This is a genomic window from Brevundimonas lenta (assembly GCF_014196335.1).
In the GTDB taxonomy this organism is placed as follows: domain Bacteria; phylum Pseudomonadota; class Alphaproteobacteria; order Caulobacterales; family Caulobacteraceae; genus Brevundimonas; species Brevundimonas lenta.
Genome location: NZ_JACIDM010000001.1, coordinates 924701 through 940113, shown reverse-complemented (window position 1 = coordinate 940113; position 15413 = coordinate 924701). Strand labels below are relative to the sequence as shown.

The following is a 15413-nucleotide window of genomic DNA, read 5'->3' as shown; positions in this document are numbered from 1 at the left end:
ACGCGTGATTCCTCCGCTTCTCAAGCGTGCCCTAGCTTGCCAGGGTTGAGCCAGGAGAACAAGTCGAGAACGAAGAAACTGTCCCCGACACGTTGCCTCAGACGATCTTGATGCCGATGCCGTCTTCACCGCCCGGTTTGGTCACCGAGAGGTCGAAGACCTCGCCGCCGAACGACAGGCCGCTGATCGCGCGGGTCACGAGGGCGTGGACCTCGTCGGAGGCGGCGTCGGTGCGGATGTCGAGGTACCAGCCGATCTGGGCAGCCTCCATCCATTGGGCCTTGGCCAGCCATGCGGCCTTGATGTCGACGTCGGCGAGTCCGTCCAGCAGGCGCTTGATCAGGACGATCGGGTGCTGGGCGACGGGCAGTTCGGTCAGCTCGACCGAGCCGGTCGGGCGGGGGGCGTAGGTCACGGGCGCGGCCTCGTGGCTGAGAACCGCGGCGATCTGGTCGGGGCCCATGATCAGGGCGCGACCGTCGGCCGGGTTCAGCAGGACGGTGGCGCCCTTGAACATGCCCAGCAGGGCGCGGCCCTTCATGGCGATGACGCGGGTGTCGTCGCCGAACATCATGACGGCGCGGCGGGGATCGGTGAACACGGCGATGGTCTTGCGGCCGTCTTCCAGCAGCAGGCCGCGCAGGATCATCTGCTCGCCCGGATTCAGCACCTTGGCGCCGTCGTCGCCGGGGGTGGCGCCGGGGCTGCCGGGCTCCGGAACGGCGAAGAGATCGTTCTCGAGCATCAGACGCTCGAACAGGCCCATCTTCGTGTGGTCGGCCATGCCCTCGTAGAGCGAGACCTCCAGCGGGTTCATCGGATTGTCGGTGAAGACGGGCGGCGGGCTGGCGTCGGTCATTGGTCAGGCTCGAAACAAACGGGCCGACACAAGAGGGGACCGGCGGCGCGGCGTCAATCGCCCGCACGCTTCGCAAGGCGCCTTCGTGGCGCCGGGGCCGGCGGCCGCCCGGTCAGGGACGGCCGCGCGGGGGATCAGGTGAGCACGATGATGGCGACGCGACGGTTCTGCGCGCGGCCTTCAGCGGTCTCGTTCGGGGCGATCGGAGCATCCTCGCCGTAGGAGATGGTCGCCATCCGATTCAGGGCGACGCCCTGACGGCTGAGCGAGCGGCGCACCGCTTCGGCGCGCGACTCGCCCAACTGTTCGTTGTGGGCGGCCGAACCGACCGAGTCCGTGTGTCCCTGAATTTCGAGATACACGTTCCGGTTCTCGGTGCGCAGGCGCTGGGCCAGCTCCGCGAGCCGGGCCTCGGCTTCCGGCGAGAGGGCGTGGACGTCGTTCGGGAACTTCACCGAGTCGTCCGAGAGAACCACCTCGTAGAGGAATTTGCCTTCGGCCAGCTTGTGGGCGTCATTGGCCCGCTGCAACGCCTGTCCGGCGGTGCCTTCCACCTGAGTGACGCGTGCGTCGACCGCACTCACCCGCGAGTCGACCATCGCCACCTGCTCATTGACGTAGCTCTCGGTGGCGCAGCCGCTCATGGCCAGCCCCGCAGCAAGCGCAACGCCTGTCAGGGCAGCCTTTTTGAAAGTCGATCTGGTCAAGTTGCGTCTCCTTATTTCCGGGGCGCTGCTCCCGGTATTCGCGCGGCAAGAACGTGCCCGGAGAGGAAAGGCTGCGTCTGTTTTCACATACCGTTGGGCTTTACAGCCTTAACCATAACAACCGCCAAGCTTCAGCGGCGCCGTAACCCCCGGTAATCTTGAGAATTGATCCGATATCGGCGCCACGATCCTGACTCTGTATGATGTTCTTCAGGGACAAGCCGGATGAATGCTCCGGCGTCGGGGACCTCATGAATAACAGCGGTCGGAAACGGAAAGCGGAAGGATCCGCCGCGTGAGCGCGGCGCGGAGAGCGAGCCGACGGCGGGCGCTGGCGGTCGTGCTGAGCGTGGCGCTGCATGTGCCGATCGCGGCGCTGCTGGCCCTGCGCGCCGCCCCGCCGATTCCGCCGATGCTTCCCGAACCGCCGGCGATCGAGGTGACCCTGGTCGACCCCTTCCGGGCGCCGGACGTCAGCCCTCCCCCCGGGCCTGAGCAGGCGAAGCCGGAACCGGCCGCCGAGGCCGCGCCTGCAGCGCCCGCTGCAGCCCAGGCGGCGCCGAAGCCGGCTCCGCCGCGACCGGTGCGTCCGGCGCGACGCCCTCCCCCCGCAAACGTCGAGACCGTGGTCGCCGGCGGTGCGCCCCAGCCGGCCCCGGTTCCCGTCATGGCGACGGTGGGCGAGGCGCAACTGGCCGGCGCCCTGACCGCGGGCTCGGGATCGGGCACGGGGTCCGGCGCAGGATCGGCCGGCGGCGGCGGGGGCGGAGGCTCGGGCGGCGGCTGCGACATGGTGCGGTCGCTGCAGGAAGCCCTGCGGACCGATCCGGACGTGCAGGCGGCGATGGCCCGGGCGCACCGCACGGTCGCGCCGGGACGGGCGATTCTGGTGTGGGACGGCGACTGGGTGCTGACCCCCGGCCAGTCCGGCAAGGGTCTGGCCGGCGTGCGCCAGGCCATCGCCCTGGAAGTCGCCTTCGCGCCCCAGGCGTGCCGCGCCCAGACCATGCGCGGTCTGGTTCTGATCACCTTCAGCGACGCGCCCGGCGCGCCCCGGCTGGTGCTCGGCTCCAGCCAGTGGCGCTGGACCGATCTGCTGACCCGCTAGCGCGACCGGAACCGGCGCGCGCCTGTGCCGTTTCGCGTCCGTGAGCCGTTTCGACGGCCGCCGGCGTACGAGCGCCGCCTGATCCGGGGGTCAACTGACGGAGGGTCGCATGCGCTCGATTTCTGCAGTTCTGGTCGCCGCGCTGATCGCGCTGCCCCTGCCCGGCATGGCGCAGGAAGAGCCCGCGGCGATGTCGCAGCAGCAGGAAGAGCGCTTCCGTCCGCCGCCCGGAGCGGGAAATCTTGAGGCGATCGTGCACCGCGACGCCTTCTTCGCCGGGCCGTTCATCTCGGTGACCAACGCCCGTCCCGACCTCAACCTGGGCTGGGACGCGCGCTCGATCCGGGTGCGCAGCGGCGAATGGCAGATCTGCACAGGCCGCAACTACACCGGACGCTGCACCACGATCGACCGCGATCAGCCGTCGCTGAGCAGCCAGTTCCGCTCTATCGCCTCGATGCGTCCGACGGGCGGCTGGGACACCGGCGTGGGCCAGTCGCTGCGCGGCGCGGCGTCGGAGTTCTTCCCCTCCCCGCTGCGCAACGGCCAGAGGATCGAGTGCCGCGGCGGGTCATCGAGCTGCGCACGGTCGGAAGCGAACTCGTTCTGCCGCTCGATGGGCTGGATCATGGCGCGCAGCCAGGGGATCGAATCCACGGGCGGACGCTCGTTCGTGGCGGACGTGCTCTGCGCCCGCTCGCTGTTCTAGACGGGTTCAGCCGCCGAACAGGCGACCCAGCAGCCCCTTGCCGTTCGTCTTTTTCGGCTTGCCGTTGACCATTCCGGCAGGGACGGCGCGGGCGCGCGGCGCGACGACCACCAGGCCGACCCCCTCGTCGCCGCCCGGGGCGTTGATGACCATGTCGAGCTTGCGGTCGCCGTTAAGCTGGCCGTCCATCAGGCTTCCGAGCGCCCGGCGAATGGCGTCCTGCCCCTCGCCGGCGCGGACATCGAGATGCCAGACGGTGCTGGTCGCGCCGGGCCAGTACGCCAGGCCCAGCCACGCGGCGCGGACCTCCGGCACCGGCTCCAACGCGGCCTTCAGGGCGGCGAGCAGTTCGGTCGGAATCTCCTTGGGCGTGCCCAGCATGACCTGGGTCTCCTTCTCGACCACCCGCTCGACCGGCATGCCGGCCAGGGCGTGAAGGACGTCCGGCTCCCACACGACGCCGTACATCTGGCCGGGATTGAGCACCGCCGGATCGGCGCGGATCATGCCGAACAGGGTGCGGGCCGGCATGCTGAGGCAGCCGGTGCCCTCGCCGAAGGCCGCCATGACGCGCCCGGGCGAGGTGAACACCGCCGTGGCGCGGCGCCCGTCCTTCAGCGAGATCGACAGCAACCGGACCGGCGTATCGGTATCCAGCTCGCGCCGCCCCTCGGGCATGGCGTCGGGCGTGGCGACATAGAGAGTCTCATTGGGCAGCTCGCGCTCGAAGGCGAACTGCTGCGCCCGATCGCCCTGCGCGGCGGCCACCAGCCGCTCCTCCAGCGCGTTGACGGGCCTGAACGCGGCAGCGGCGGCTGCGGCGGAGACGGGGTCGGTCATTGCACGCCCTCCCATGCCGGATCGGCGAAGGAATGAGGCGCGCGGCGGGTGGGGATGTCAAACCCCCGCTCTGCGGGTCACGGCTGGCCGCTCGCCGTCTCCGCCGCTTCCCAACCGCCGCCGAGGGCCTTGTAGAGCGCGGCCAGTTGCTGGAGCTCCGCGGTCCTCGCCTGGATGCTGCCGCGCTCCGCCAGGCTGTAGGCGGACTCGGCCTGCAGCAGGACGGTCAGGTCGTCTTCCCCGGCGAGGTACCTTTGACGCGCGAGACGAACGGCGTCGCCGGCCTCGTCGCGGGCGCCGTCGCGCTGGCTGCGGGTGCGCGTGGACGAGGCGAAGCGATTGATCGCGGTCTCGCTGTCGGACAATGCCGTCAGCACGGCCCGTTCGTAGCGGATGGCGGCGGCGTCGGCCCGGGCGTCCGCCGCCCGGATCTGCGCGCGGATGCGGCCGCCCGAGAAGATCGGCCAGCGCAGCGACGGCCCGACCTGGAAACGCAGACTGTCGCTCGAGAACAGGTCGCCCGTGTCGCGGGCCTGCTGGCCGACCCCGCCGAGAAGGCTGATGCGCGGGAACAGGTCGGCTGTCGCCACGCCGACATCCGCCGTCGCCGCCGCCAGGTCGCGCTCCGCCTGCCGGATATCCGGGCGGCGGAGAAGCAGGTCGGACCGGAGGCCGACGGAGACCTCCAGGTTCGCGGCGGGCAGCGGCCGGAACTCGCGCAGTCGCGCCATGAGCGCTTCCGGCGGCTGGCCGGTCAGGAGCGCGAGACGGTAGACCGCCGCCGTTGCATCGGCTTCGAAACCGGGAATTGCCGCCGCGGTCGTCCGGGCCTGGGCGCGCGCCCGCGTGACGTCGAAGCGGGAGGCGATCCCGGCCTGGTGGCGCTGCTCCACGATGCCGGCGATTTCGAGCTGGGCGGTCGCGTCGTCGAACGCGCTTCGCCGCAGGCTCTGGGCCGCACGCAGGTCGACATAGGCGCGTACCACCTCGGCCGTGATCTGCAGGATGACGCCGCGCCGGGCCTCCTCGGCCGCGGCCGCCCGCGCGTCGGCGCTCTCCACCGCTCGCCGGGTGGCTCCCCAGAGGTCGATCTCCCACGAAGCGTCGAAGCCGATGTCGTGAATCGGAAACTCCGCGTCGAAGCCGGGGATGTTGGCGACCGGCAGTGCGCCGTTGGCGCTGAGCCGGTTCTCCGTCGCACCGGCCGACAGGGCGGCCTGGGGACGGCCTCTTCCCTCGACGGCGTCGCGATTGGCGCGGACTTCGCGCAGGCGCGCCCCGGCCTCCTGAATGTCCATGTTGCCGGCGATGGCCGCGTCGACCAGGTCCGTCAGCACGGGATCATTCAGCTTGCGCCACCAGAGGCCGCCGACCCCGGCGACGCTGACGTCGGCGATCCAGGGGCCGCTGACGGCGGGCGTCGGCGCGGGTCGGGCGTAGTCGGGTCCGACGGCGCAGCCGCCCAGAACGAGAGCCAATGCGGCCAGGGAGACCGGAGCAGTCCGCAGGGAAAAGGTCATGCAGGGGTTTCCTGATGCTGTTGGCGACGGGCGCGGCGCTTCGCCGTCTTCGCCAGGACGATCTTGATCGCGACGACGACCGGGGCGGCGAAGACGAAGAGCAGGGCGACGGCGTTGAAGGCGGTTTCGAAGGCGATGACGGTGGACTGGCCGAGCACGGCCCGACCGAGGAGACCGGCGGCCGCCCGGCCGGCGGCGGCGGCGTCCATGCCGCCGGCGACGAGGAAGCGGGTGGTGGCCGCGAGCCGGTCGGCGACCGCGGGGACGCCGGGCGTCAGGTGGGCGCCCAGCACGGCCTGGTTGGCGGCGATGTGGTGGTTGATCAGGGTCTGAAGCGCGGCGACGCCCATCAGCCCGCCCAGCTGGCGGCCGGTGTTGAACAGGGCGATGCCCGAGGGAAGCGTGGGCCGGGTCAGGGCCCCGAAGGCCACCAGGGTGATGGAGAGGAACAGGAAGCCGAGCCCGCAACCTCGCAGCAGGAGAGCCCACATCATGTCGGCGGGACCGCTCTCATGGGTCGAGTGCGAAAGCATCCACATGGCGATCATGACCATCAGGATGCCGAAGGGGGCGGTGGCGATCGGGGGCAGGCGGCGCGTCTGCATCAGGAAGGCGGCCAGCAGCAGGGCGAGGATGAAGACCCCGCCGCCCGGCAACAGCAGACGACCGGCCTCCGTGGGCGTCATCTGCAGCACGCTGACCGCGAAGGACGGGATCAGGAAAGCGCTGCCGAACAGGGCGGCGCCGGCGACGAAGCTGACCACGAAGGCGAAGGCGAAATCGTCGGTGCGGAAGGCCGTGTAATCGAGAAGACCGTTGCGACCGGCCCGGACCTGCTGAACGACGAAGGCGATCAACGCGCCCACGCCGACAGTGGTCAGCCACACGATCCGCGGGGCCTCGAACCAGTCCCACCGCGCGCCCTGGCCGAGGACATAGGTCAGGCAGAAGAGCGAGATGCTGATCAGAGAGAGGCCCAGCGGGTCGAAGGGCCGGGTATCGGTCGCCAGCGGTTCGTTTCCGTCGGCGAGCAACAGCAGGCCGGCCGCGGCCAGGCCCAGGGGCACGACGGCGAGGAAGATCCAGGTCCAGTCCTGGCTGTCGATCAGCCAGCCCTGGAGGGCGGGCGCGAGGGTCGCGGGGGCGACGACCGACCCCATGGCGAACAGGGCCTGAATGAAGGGCTGGCGTTCGCGCGGATACGCCTGGAACAGCATGACCTGGCCGGCGATCAGAAGCAGGCCGCCGGAGAGGCCCTGCACGACCCGCAGGGCGACGAGCAGGTCGAGGCTGGCGGTGAAGGCGGACAGGGCGCAGGCGGCGGCCATGATCAGTGGGGCGGCGATCATCAGGCCGCGCGGATTGAAACGGCCGAGGAGCCAGGGCGCGAGCAGGAAGCCGGTGAACTTCATCGCCGTGTAGCCGATGTCCAGCCAGGCGAACTCGTCCGGCGTCGCATGGACATCGCCGATGATGTCGATGCGGCCCAGCGACAGGACGGTGCCGGCGATCGCCTCGGTCAGGGCGGCGAGGATGATGCCGGCGACCAGCAGGCCGCCGCCCCGCGCCGCCGCCGTGGAGGACTCCGCCGTCGTCGCGGTCATGACGCGCGTCCCGGCTCGACCTCCACGCGGGCGGAGAGGCCGGGGACGAGGCGCGCCGGAGGCAGGGCGCCGGTGAAGCGGATCTTCACGGGCACTCGCTGGACGACGCGGACGTAGTTGCCCGTGGCGTTGTCGGGCGGCAGCAGGCTGAAGGAGGCGCCGCTGCCTGGGGCGAAGCTGTCGACCACGCCCTCGAAGACCTCGTCGCGATAGCCGTCGACGCGGATGCGGACGCGCTGTCCCGGACGGATGCGATCGAGCTGGGTCTCCTTGAAGTTGGCGACGACCCAGACGCCGCGGGCGGGGACGATGTCGAGCAGCGGCGTGCCCGGCGCGACCAGACGGCCGACGCGGACCTGGCGGTTGCCGACCACGCCGGCGACCGGCGCCTTGACCACGGTGCTCTCCAGATCGATGCGGGCCAGATCGCGCGCGGCCTCCGCCTGGGCGATGGCGGCGATGGCGGCCTCGCGCTGGGCGGCGAGGACGCCGATCCTCTGGCGCTGGGCCTCGACGCTGGCGCCGGCCGCCGAGACGCCGGCTTCGGCGCGGGACCGGGCGGCCTGGCTTTCGTCCAGGGCGGCCTGACTGATGGCCCCGCCCTCGACCAGGGCGCGCCGGCGATCATGAACCCTGGCGGCGAGCACGAGATCGGCCGAGTTCGAACGACCCTGGGCCTCGGCCTGGCGGATCAGGGAGAGCTGCAGCGCCTCCTCGGCGTCGATGTTGCGCAGACGGGCGGTCGCCGCCTCGACGTTGGCCTCGGCCTGGGCCAGCCGCGCGCGGTAGTCGGCGTCGTCGATGCGGAACAGCACGTCGCCCGCCCGGACGGACTGGTTGTCGCGCACCTCGACCACGGTGACGTAGCCCGCGACCTTGGGGGCCATGGAGGTCACGTCGCCCCGCACATAGGCGTTGTCGGTCTCGATCGGACCGCCGGATCGCGCCCAGAACCAGGCGGCGCCGATAATCATGACGGAGAGGACGACGAGGCCGCCGCCGATGAGTTTCTTGCCTGGACGAGCCATGGCCTTGCTCCGGTAATTGCCGTTACCGTTGACAGATATGGTAATGGACGTTACCAGTCAAGCGATGAGTGGCGTGTACCCGGAGAAGTGATTTTGGACGCAGTGAATCCGGCCCGGCCGGGCGGCCGCCGGGAGGCGCTTGTGAAGGCCGCCGCGGAGATGTTTTTCGAGCAGGGCTACGCAGCGACGAGCATCGACGCGATCATCGCCCGGGCGGGCGGCTCCAAGCGGAACATCTACAACGAGTTCGGCAACAAGGAGGGGCTGTTCGCCTCGATCGTCAGCGAGAACGCCGAACGCATCCTGTCGGCCCTGCGCATCGACGAGATCGAGGGGCGCGACCTGCGCGAGACCCTGATGGTGTTCGGGACGCGGCTGATGGACGGCTACATGTCCCCGGCCCTGATCGGCGCCTACCGGACCGTGGTCACCGAGGCCGACCGCTTCCCCGGTCTGGTCCGCTCATTCTACGAACAAGGTCCGGGCCGGGCGACGGCGCGCCTCGCCGAGGTGCTGGAGGAAGCCCGCGACCGGGGCGAAATCCAGACGGACGACTGCGCCCGCGTGGCGGGGCATTTCGTCGGCATGGTGCGCGACAACCTGCATCTGCAGGTCGTGCTGGGCCTGCGGCCGCCCCCGTCGGAGGATGAGACGAAAGTGGCCGTGGCTTCGGCGGTTCAGGTGTTCCTGAGAGGGGTCAGGGCCGATCCGGCGGGCTGACTCCGGGCGACCTCAGTCCTCATCCATCTTCAGGGCGGCGATGAAGGCTTCCTGCGGGATTTCGACCTTGCCGAACTGGCGCATGCGCTTCTTGCCGGCCTTCTGCTTCTCAAGGAGCTTCTTCTTCCGGGTCGCGTCGCCGCCGTAGCATTTGCTGGTCACGTCCTTGCGCAGGGCGCGGACGGTTTCGCGGGCGATGATCTTGCCGCCGATGGCGGCCTGGATCGGGATCTGGAAGAGGTGCGGAGGGATCAGCTCCTTCATCTTCTCGACCATGCCGCGGCCGCGGGTCTCGGCCCGGCCGCGGTGGACCAGCATCGACAAGGCGTCGACGGGCTCGGCGTTGACGAGGATGCTCATCTTCACGAGGTCGCCGGCCTTGTAGTCGGTCAGCTCGTAGTCGAACGAGGCGTAGCCCTTCGAGATCGACTTCAGGCGGTCGTAGAAGTCGAAGACGACCTCGTTGAGCGGCAGTTCATAAACGACCAGGGCGCGCGAGCCGACGTAGGACAACTCGACCTGCGAGCCGCGACGGTCCTGACACAGCTTGATGACGCCGCCGAGGTATTCGTCGGGGGTCAGGATGGTCGCCTTGATCCACGGCTCGCTGATTTCCATGATCTGCATCACGTCCGGCAGGTCGGCAGGGTTGTGCAGATCGATCTGGGAGCCGTCGCGCAGGTCGATCTTGTAGACGACCGAGGGGGCCGTCGCGATCAGGTCGAGGTTGAACTCGCGGCTCAGGCGCTCCTGGATGATCTCCAGGTGCAGCAGGCCGAGGAAGCCGCAGCGGAAGCCGAAGCCCAGCGCCGCCGAGGACTCCATCTCATAGGTGAAGCTGGCGTCGTTCAGGCGCAGGCGGCCGATGGCGGCGCGCAGATCCTCGAAGTCGGCGGCGTCGACGGGGAACAGGCCGCAGAAGACCACCGACTGGACTTCCTTGAAGCCCTTCAGCGGTTCGGACGTCGGCTTCTTCTCGTCGGTGATGGTGTCGCCGACGGCGGCGTGGGCGACTTCCTTGATCTGGGCGGTGATGAAGCCGACCTCACCCGGGCCGAGCTCCTCGACCGGGGTGTTCTTGGGCAGGAAGACGCCGACGCGGTCGACCAGGTGGGTCGAGCCGTGCTGCATCATCTTGATGCGCTGGCCGGTCTTGAGCACGCCGTCGAAGACGCGGACCAGCAGCACGACGCCGAGGTAGGGGTCGTACCAGGCGTCGACCAGCATGGCCTTCAGCGGCGCGTCGCGGTCGCCCTTCGGGGCCGGCAGGCGGGTGACGATGGCTTCCAGCACGTCCTCGATGCCGATGCCGGACTTGGCCGAGCACATGACGGCTTCGGAAGCGTCGATGCCGATGACGTCCTCGATCTGCTGGCGCACGCGCTCGGGCTCGGCGGCCGGCAGGTCGATCTTGTTGAGGACCGGGACGATCTCGTGATTGTTGTCGATGGCCTGGTAGACGTTGGCCAGGGTCTGGGCCTCGACGCCCTGGGAGGCGTCGACGACCAGCAGCGACCCTTCGCAGGCGGCCAGCGAGCGGGAGACCTCATAGGCGAAGTCGACGTGCCCCGGGGTGTCCATCAGGTTGAGGACGTAGTCGAGCCCGTCCTTCGCCTTGTAGTTCAGGCGCACGGTCTGCGCCTTGATGGTGATCCCGCGCTCCTTTTCGATGTCCATGTTATCAAGGACTTGAGCGGACATTTCGCGCGCGGTCAGGCCGCCGGTGAACTGAATCAGCCGGTCGGAAAGCGTGGACTTGCCGTGGTCGATGTGCGCGACAACGGAGAAGTTGCGGATGCGGTCTGTGGGAGGGGTCGTCATTGTCCGGCGCGCCTAGCACGGCAGGCGGAAAAGCGCCAACGCGACAGCGGCGATCGAACTGTCCGTCACTGATTTCGTTACCGATTACTTCGCCGTAACGCGATGCTTTGAAGGTTTCGGAAAACAGCCGGAAACGGTATTCAACGACGGATGACAATGGGCGCGCGAACCGCAGCGCCGTTTTCGGCCGGTCCCCTCCCCCACCGGCCGCCAAGGGGATAAGACGTGGCGATCAACACCCGCAGCACCTGGACCGGCTTGGCCGTCGCCCTGATGACCGCCTCGGTGGCGCTGTCCGCCTGCGGCGGCGGCGAAAAGAAGGACGACGCCAAGGCGGCCGAGAAGACCGGCGGCGGCGCCAGCACCCAGACCGTGAGCGTGCAGACCGCGACGACCATGAACCTGGCCCGCACCGTCACCGCCTCGGGCACCGTGACGGCATGGGAAGAGGTGCCGGTGGGCGCCGAGACCGGCGGCCTGACGGCCACGGCGGTGCACGTCGACGAAGGCTCCTATGTCCGTCAGGGCCAGCCCCTTGTGCAGATGAACGACGCCCTGCTGCGCGCCCAGCTGCGCCAGCAACAGGCCGCGGTGCAGACCGCCGAGGCCAACGCCGCGCGCGACGACGCCGCGCTGAGCCGGGCGGAGGAACTGAAGGGACGCGGCTTCCTGAGCCAGGCGGGCCTGGATACCGCCCTGGCCAACCAGCGCGCCTCGCGCGCCAACCTGGCGTCGGCCCGAGCTTCGCTGTCCGAGACCCAGACCCGGCTGGCGCAGGCGACCGTGCGCGCGCCCGTCTCGGGCCTGGTCATCAGCCGCAGCGTGACCCGCGGCCAGATCATTTCGGCCGGGACGGAGCTGTTCCGCATCGTCCGCGACGGCCGCCTGGAGCTGGACGCCCAGGTGCCGGAGACCGAACTGGCGCTGGTGCGCGCCGGGCAGACGGCGACGGTGTCCTCCGATCAGGTCGGCGAGGCGCCCGGCCGGGTCCGGATCGTGACGCCCGAGGTCAACACCGAGACCCGCCTGGGCATCGCCCGCATCGCCCTGAACGGCGGTTCGTTCCGGCCGGGCATGTTCGCCCGCGCCCGCATCGAGGTCGGCGCCCAGCCGTCCGTGACCGTGCCGACCGCCGCCGTCCTGTATCGTGAGAACCGGGCCGGCGTGTTCGTGCTGGACGCCCAGAACCGCGCCCACTTCCGGGTCGTCACCGTGCTCTCGCGCAACGCTGACCGCACCGCAGTCGCCGGCATCGAGGCGGGCGTCCGCGTCGTGGTCGACGGCGCCGGCTTCCTCGGCGAAGGCGACCGGGTGACCGTCGCCGGGCCCGCCGCGGCGCGTCCGGCCCCCGCCCGCGCGGCGGCCGCTCCGGCCCGGAAGTAAGGTAGCGTCATGCGCAATATTTCATCCTGGTCGATCCGGAATCCCATTCCGATCATCCTGATGTTCATTCTGCTGACCCTGGCCGGGATCAACGGCTTCCTGGGGATGCGGATCAACAACAATCCGGACATCGACTTCCCGCTGGTCAACGTCACGGCCGTGCGGCCGGGCGCGGCGCCGAGCGAGATGGAGGTGCAGGTCACCCGGCTGGTCGAGGACTCGCTGGCCGGCCTGTCGGGCGTCCGCCACATCAATTCGCAGATCTCCGACGGGGTCTCGAACACCCAGATCGAGTTCGAACTGGGCACCGACACCGAGCGCGCGACCAATGACGTGCGCAATGCGATGAGCAACCTGCGCGCCGACCTGCCGCAGGACATGCAGGAACCCAGCGTCCAGCGCATCGACATCACCGGCGACGCCCTGATCACCTGGGTGGTCCGCTCGGGCACGATGACGCCGGAGCAGATCAGCTGGTTCATCGACAACGAGGTCAGCCGGTCGCTGCTGTCGATCGGCGGCGTCGGCGAGGTCAACCGCTCGGGCGGCGTGGATCGCGAGATCCGCGTCGAGCTGGATCCCGACCGCCTGAACTCGGTCGGCCTGACGGCGGCCGAAGTCAGCCAGGCGCTGCGCTCCGTGAACAACGACCTGCCGGGCGGGCGGGTGACGGTGTCGGGCTCCGAACGCTCGATCCGCACCCTCGGCGCGGCCGGCTCGGTCGAGCAGTTGCGCGAGACGATGATCCCGCTGGGCGGCGGCCGCACCGTGCGCCTGGGCGATCTGGGCACGGTCGAGGACAAGTGGACCGAGCCGCGCCGTCTGGCCCGCTTCAACGGCCAGGAAGCGGTGACCTTCAACTTCCTGCGTTCGCGCACGGCGAGCGAGGTCAAGGTCGCCGACAAGGTGCGTGAACGCGTCGCGCTGCTGGACGAGGAACATCCCGAGCTGACCATCGAGCAGGTCACGGCCAGCGTCGAATACATCGAGGAAAGCTACATCGCCTCGCTGGAAGCGCTGGGCCTGGGCGCCCTGCTGGCGGTGATCGTGGTGTTCATCTTCCTGCGCGACTGGCGGGCGACGATCATCACCGCCATGGCCATGCCCCTGTCGCTGATACCGACCTTCGCCATCCTGGGGCCATTGGACCAGTCGCTGAACGTGGTGACGCTGCTGGCCCTGTCGCTGACCGTGGGCATCCTGGTCGACGACGCGATCGTGGAGATCGAGAACATCGTCCGGCACATGCGGGACGGCAAATCGCCCTACGCCGCTTCGATGGAGGCCGCCGACGAGATCGGCCTGGCCGTCGTGGCGACGACCGCGACCATCCTGGCCGTGTTCGCGCCGGTGGGCTTCATGCCCGGCATCATCGGCCAGTTCTTCAAGGCCTTCGCCCTGGCGGCGTGCGTCTCGGTGGCCTTCTCGCTGGTCGTGGCGCGGACCCTGACGCCGCTGATGGCGGCCTACATGCTGAAGCACAGCAAGCACGAGGACTCCGATCCGTTCTGGATGAGCGGCTACCTCAGCGCCCTGCGCTGGTCGCTGTCGAACCGCTGGAAAGTGTTCGCCATCGGGACCGTCCTGTTCGTCGGCTGCGGCTTCCTGGCCACCAAGGTGCCGTTCGAATTCTCGCCGTCGGGCGACCAGTCGCGCGCCGCCTTCTCGATCGAGCTGCCGCCGGGCGCGACGCTGCGCCAGACGGACGCCATCGCGCAGCGGATGATCCGCGATCTGCAGGAACGACCCGAGGTGACCTCGGTCTACGCCTCGATCGGCGGATCGGAAGTGAACGCCGCCAACATCTACGCCGACATGGTCGACAAGGGCGACCGGGCGCTGAGCCAGCAGGAGTTCCAGCGCCTGATGGTCGATCGCTGGAAGTCCATTCCGGGGGCCCGTATCGGCTCCGGTACCGGCAACTCGGGCGGCGGACCGTCGGACGGCACCAGCTACGCCTTCTCGATCCTGAGCGACAGCCCGGATCAGCTGGAAGCGGCGGCCCGGAAGATCGAGGCCGAGATGCGCACGGTTCCGGGTCTGGCCAATGTGGTCAACACGGCCTCGATCGCGCGGCCTGAAATCCTCGTCACGCCGCGGCCCGACCAGGCCGCCCTGATGGGCGTGTCGACCAGCGACATCTCGCAGACGATCCGCGTGGCCACCATCGGCGACATCGATCAGAACCTGCCGAAGTTCAATCTGGGCGACCGGCAGGTGCCGATCCGGCTGCAACTGACGTCGGCGGCGCGGGAGGATCTGGCGGTGCTGGAGAATCTGCGCGTGCCGACCGCCACCGGCGGAGCGGTGCCGTTGAGCTCGGTCGCCGACATCCAGTTCGGCGCCGGCCCGTCACAGGTGCAGCGCCAGGATCGCGCCCGCATCGCCACGATCACGGCCGAACTGGACGGCGTCCGCTCGGGCGAGGCCGATGCGGCGGTGAAGAAGCTGCCGTCGGTGAAGAACCTGCCGACGGGCGTGCGTCAGACGCCGGCCGGGGACCAGGAGTTCATCCAGGAGATGATCACCGGCTTCGCGGTCGCCTTCCTGACCGGCATCCTGCTGATGTACGCCGTGCTGGTGCTGCTGTTCCGCAGCTTCGCCTATCCGGTCACCATCATGGCCTCGCTGCCGCTGGCCATCGGGGGCGCGTTCATCGCGCTGAAGATCGGCGGCTCCAGCTTCTCGATCTCCTCGCTGATCGGGGTGCTGATGCTGATGGGCATCGCGGCCAAGAACTCGATCCTGCTGGTCGACTATATCGTCATGGCCGAGAAGGACGGGATGAAGCGGCACAGCGCCATCATGGACGCCGCCCACAAGCGGGCGCGGCCGATCCTGATGACCACCTTCGCCATGGGCGCCGGCATGCTGCCCGTGGCCATGGGCTGGGGCGCGGACGTCGAGTTCCGGCAACCGATGGCCATCGCGGTCGTCGGCGGTCTGATCTCTTCCACCTTCCTGTCGCTGCTGTTCATCCCGCCGATCTTCACGATCGTGGACGACATCGCGGGCTGGATCGTGCGCAAGTTCGGCGGCGGCTTCATCGCCCGCCGCAGCGAACCGAACCGCACCGTGGAGCCGCGTCCGGAACCGTCGCTGGCGGAATAGGGC

At 69.5% G+C, this 15413-nt stretch carries 12 protein-coding genes; 5 read left to right on the top strand and 7 right to left on the bottom strand.

The window, feature by feature from the left end; all coding sequences use genetic code 11:
* Positions 1-97: 97 nt before the first annotated feature.
* A complete protein-coding gene (locus GGR12_RS04635; RefSeq protein WP_183203199.1) occupies positions 98-859 on the bottom strand; it encodes an SseB family protein in 762 nt (253 codons plus the stop codon).
* Positions 860-993: 134 nt separating this feature from the next.
* Complete coding sequence (locus tag GGR12_RS04630; protein WP_246328726.1) at positions 994-1566, bottom strand: OmpA family protein; 573 nt, start codon at positions 1564-1566, stop codon at positions 994-996.
* Positions 1567-1861: 295 nt separating this feature from the next.
* Between GGR12_RS04630 and GGR12_RS04625 the strand changes: the two genes are divergently transcribed.
* Together GGR12_RS04625 and GGR12_RS04620 are read left to right on the top strand one after the other, a co-directional pair.
* Positions 1862-2674 (top strand): hypothetical protein, encoded by an 813-nt coding sequence (locus GGR12_RS04625; RefSeq protein WP_183203198.1) that lies wholly within the window; start codon positions 1862-1864, stop codon positions 2672-2674.
* 109 nt (positions 2675-2783) lie between these two features.
* The gene (locus GGR12_RS04620; RefSeq protein WP_183203197.1) at positions 2784-3383 is read left to right on the top strand and encodes a beta/gamma crystallin-related protein; all 600 of its coding nucleotides are present in this window, start codon (positions 2784-2786) and stop codon (positions 3381-3383) included.
* A gap of 6 nt (positions 3384-3389) precedes the next feature.
* Here GGR12_RS04620 and GGR12_RS04615 read toward each other — a convergent pair whose 3' ends face one another.
* The 4 genes from GGR12_RS04615 to GGR12_RS04600 all read right to left on the bottom strand — a co-directional run bounded on the left by GGR12_RS04615 (position 3390) and on the right by GGR12_RS04600 (position 8375).
* Complete coding sequence (locus GGR12_RS04615; RefSeq protein WP_183203196.1) at positions 3390-4223, bottom strand: enhanced serine sensitivity protein SseB C-terminal domain-containing protein; 834 nt, start codon at positions 4221-4223, stop codon at positions 3390-3392.
* 77 nt (positions 4224-4300) lie between these two features.
* Positions 4301-5743, bottom strand: coding sequence for an efflux transporter outer membrane subunit (locus tag GGR12_RS04610; RefSeq protein ID WP_183203195.1), 1443 nt, complete (start codon positions 5741-5743; stop codon positions 4301-4303).
* The gene (locus tag GGR12_RS04605; protein WP_183203194.1) at positions 5740-7347 is read right to left on the bottom strand and encodes a DHA2 family efflux MFS transporter permease subunit; all 1608 of its coding nucleotides are present in this window, start codon (positions 7345-7347) and stop codon (positions 5740-5742) included. Before GGR12_RS04605 ends, GGR12_RS04610 begins: the two co-directional genes overlap by 4 nt.
* Positions 7344-8375, bottom strand: coding sequence for an HlyD family secretion protein (locus tag GGR12_RS04600; protein ID WP_183203193.1), 1032 nt, complete (start codon positions 8373-8375; stop codon positions 7344-7346). Before GGR12_RS04600 ends, GGR12_RS04605 begins: the two co-directional genes overlap by 4 nt.
* 102 nt (positions 8376-8477) lie before the next feature.
* On the opposite strand from GGR12_RS04600, the gene GGR12_RS04595 reads away from it, so the two are divergent.
* Positions 8478-9095 (top strand): TetR/AcrR family transcriptional regulator, encoded by a 618-nt coding sequence (locus GGR12_RS04595; protein WP_343053147.1) that lies wholly within the window; start codon positions 8478-8480, stop codon positions 9093-9095.
* A 12-nt stretch (positions 9096-9107) separates the two neighbouring features.
* Here GGR12_RS04595 and lepA read toward each other — a convergent pair whose 3' ends face one another.
* Entirely contained in the window at positions 9108-10916 is a 1809-nt protein-coding gene (gene lepA, locus GGR12_RS04590) for a translation elongation factor 4 (protein ID WP_183203192.1), read from the bottom strand.
* A gap of 225 nt (positions 10917-11141) precedes the next feature.
* Here lepA and GGR12_RS04585 point away from each other — a divergent pair, with 225 nt between their 5' ends.
* Complete coding sequence (locus tag GGR12_RS04585) at positions 11142-12299, top strand: efflux RND transporter periplasmic adaptor subunit (RefSeq protein WP_343053089.1); 1158 nt, start codon at positions 11142-11144, stop codon at positions 12297-12299.
* Between the two features lie 9 nt (positions 12300-12308).
* Entirely contained in the window at positions 12309-15410 is a 3102-nt protein-coding gene (locus GGR12_RS04580) for an efflux RND transporter permease subunit (protein ID WP_183203191.1), read from the top strand.
* Positions 15411-15413 lie beyond the last annotated feature (3 nt).

Excerpts from the sequence above, each read along its gene's own strand:
- GGR12_RS04580 (WP_183203191.1), top strand. The coding sequence starts at position 12,309 with ATGCGCAATATTTCATCCTGGTCGATCCGGAATCCCATTCCGATCATC.
- GGR12_RS04605 (WP_183203194.1), bottom strand. The coding sequence starts at position 7,347 with ATGACCGCGACGACGGCGGAGTCCTCCACGGCGGCGGCGCGGGGCGGC.
- GGR12_RS04600 (WP_183203193.1), bottom strand. The coding sequence starts at position 8,375 with ATGGCTCGTCCAGGCAAGAAACTCATCGGCGGCGGCCTCGTCGTCCTC.
- GGR12_RS04635 (WP_183203199.1), bottom strand. The coding sequence starts at position 859 with ATGACCGACGCCAGCCCGCCGCCCGTCTTCACCGACAATCCGATGAAC.
- GGR12_RS04620 (WP_183203197.1), top strand. The coding sequence starts at position 2,784 with ATGCGCTCGATTTCTGCAGTTCTGGTCGCCGCGCTGATCGCGCTGCCC.
- lepA (WP_183203192.1), bottom strand. The coding sequence starts at position 10,916 with ATGACGACCCCTCCCACAGACCGCATCCGCAACTTCTCCGTTGTCGCG.
- GGR12_RS04610 (WP_183203195.1), bottom strand. The coding sequence starts at position 5,743 with ATGACCTTTTCCCTGCGGACTGCTCCGGTCTCCCTGGCCGCATTGGCT.
- GGR12_RS04615 (WP_183203196.1), bottom strand. The coding sequence starts at position 4,223 with ATGACCGACCCCGTCTCCGCCGCAGCCGCCGCTGCCGCGTTCAGGCCC.